The organism is Limisphaerales bacterium (assembly GCA_014382585.1).
Taxonomy (GTDB): Bacteria; Verrucomicrobiota; Verrucomicrobiia; order Limisphaerales; family UBA1100; genus JACNJL01.
The window spans coordinates 1-2665 of sequence record JACNJL010000002.1; the positions used below are offsets into that span (position 1 = coordinate 1).

Genomic DNA, 2665 nt, shown 5'->3' on the forward strand with positions numbered 1-2665 from the left:
AGCTGGAATTGGCCGCGCCCTTCACGGACAACGCAATCCTTCAGCGGGAATCCACCGTGCCGGTTTGGGGCTGGGATGCGCCGGGCAGCAAGGTGACCGTTCAGTTTGCCGGCCAAATCAAGACGACTGTTGCTGGCAAAACCGGCGACTGGATGGTGAAGCTGGATCCACTGAAAGTCTCGCGCACCGAACGTAGTCTCGAGGTAAAAAACAATCGTGGCCAGACCATCACGCTCAAGGGAGTTTTGGTTGGCGAGGTGTGGTTTTCCTCCGGCCAATCGAACATGGTGTGGGTCGCGGGCAAAAGCATGTGCAACCAACTGGCGCGCGATCTCGCCTCGGCCAAGGAAGACATTCCCATCCGCGAGATTAACATCAACACGGTGTCTGCGTTGTACCCGCAGAAACGCGCCACCTCGGATGACGGCTGGAAACGGGCCAATGCCGCCAGTGGTTTCTCGGCCTTGTCGCTTTCGTTTGCGCATGCGTTGTATCAGGAACTGGATATGCCCATCGGCATTCTTCTCAGCGCCCATAGCAACACGCGCATCGAGGCCTTCACCCAGCGCGAGGCCATTGAGGCGCATCCGAAGCTCAAGGGCGATGCCGACCTCATGCGCGACGCCGATCCGCTCACCGAACAGGGCCGCAAGAAGTACGAGCAATATTACACCGAGTTAAGCCAATGGCAGGACGCCGCCGGGGAGGCGATGGAAAAGGGCGGCCGCGTTCCGGCGCGTCCCAAGCTGCCCGGCATCGCCGGCATGTGGCGCGGGCCGTCGCAGTTTTTCAACGGCAAGATTGCGCCGGTGATTCCGTATGCCATCCGCGGCGCGATCTGGTGCCAGGGCACGAGCAACGGCGGCGACGGGCGCATCTACGCAGCGCGCATGGAAGCGTTGGTTCAAGGTTGGCGTGATGCGTGGGGCATGCCGAAGATGCCGTTTTATTTCACGCAAATGCAAAACTACGGCTCGCCCGATCCTGAGAATGTGGGCTTCGCGGATATCCGGCAGGTGCAGCATTTGTTTTTCAAAAACAACCGCAAGCACGTGGGCATGGTGGTGCAGAGCGATCTGAATTCCGCAAATCCCGGCGGCATTCATTATTTCAATAAACTTCACCCCGGCCAGCGCATGGCGCGCTGGGCGTTGGCCAAGGAATACGGCAAGAAGATCGCCTACACGGGGCCGGTTTACAGCGGCTACCAAGTCGAGGGCCACAAGGTCGTGGTGTCTTTTGAAAAGGACAGCCTCTTTGACGGATTGATGGTCGGCAATAAAGGTTCGGCCAAAGACTATCGTGAGCCGGGGAAGTATGTGGAACCCGCCGCGCCCACGCCGAAGGCGGCGCTGAATCATTTTCGGTTGTGCGGTGCCGATCGTAAATGGCACGCGGCGCAAGCGGTGATCGTCGGCGATACGGTGGTGGTTGCTTCTGCAAAGGTGCCTCAGCCCATCGGAGTGCAGTACGCCTACAACGCGGCTCCGATGAATTCGAATCTCTACAACCGTGCCGGCCTTCCGGCAACGCCTTTTGCCATGATCGACGGCAAATTCATCTTCGAGGAGGACGACCTTGAAAAAGCCGCCGCCCTCAAGGCGAAGTACGCGCAATACACCGATCCGGATTACCCGATCCTGCAGGTGGCGGAATACTATCGCGATGGCGTGATCCTGCAGCGCAATCAGCCCATCCGCATCTGGGGCCACGCCAACGAAGGCGTGACGGTGAAGATCGATTTCGGTGGCGCGGTGCAGACCGTGGTGGCCAATGACCTGCAGCAATGGTCGGTCACCTTCCCCGCACGCAAAGCCTCGACTCAGCCGATCACGCTGAACATCACCACCAGCCACGACCACAGCCGAACGGTTCGGGATATTCTGATCGGCGACGTCTGGTACCTCACCGGCAGCACCCAGCTCACCAGCGAATGGGCGTATGATCGGCGCAACAAAGAAGCCGGCTTGCCCAAGGCCATGCCATTGGTGCGCGAGTATCGACGCCGGACGGCCGCCAGTTCCTTCACCACCCCGCGCAAGCGCCGCTTCGAAACGGGCGGCGGCAAGTACCGCACCTATTGGTCGGTGGCGGACTTCTCCAAGGAAACTACCGGCGTGACAATGTTCGCCTACGAATTCGCCACAGCACTCAACCGTCCGGGCATTCCGCAGGGGTTCATGACAATGTCCTCCGGTCACGGCGGACGCAATCGTCAGTTGGCTTCGCCGCTGTCGTGGACATCCTTTCAAGGTGTGCGCGACAACAAGAGCCCCATCTTCAAGGCGCGCTTGGATGAATTGTTTTTGCAGTACCCCAATTCCGCTGTGGCCCGCAAGGCTGCCACCGGTCACGTGGCGGAGGTGAAGGCCTTCGTTCAAAACATCATCCAGGCCGGCCAACAAGGAACCGACACGTCCACCTTCGCCCTGCAAGCCCCGGCCTTTCCCGAACCCGGCCAAAGCGAAACGATCGCCCGCGACACCATCCCCACCTACGCCTACAACTGGAACGTCAGCCCACTGACCCCCATGAGCGTGTCGGGCGTCATCTGGGTGCCGAGCCAAAGCAACCTCGGCGAAAACGCCGCCCACTACGCCGCCGAGCTGGAAGTCTACGCGCAAAGCCTCCCGCAAACCTACGGCCAAAAAGAAATCCAATTCCT

Annotated in this window: 1 protein-coding gene; it reads left to right on the forward strand. The window is 60.0% G+C overall.

Annotation, left to right across the window (positions count from 1 at the left end; all coding sequences use genetic code 11):
* Positions 1–2665 (forward strand): hypothetical protein (locus H8E27_00015; protein MBC8324004.1); only part of this gene is annotated, 2665 nt, incomplete at both ends.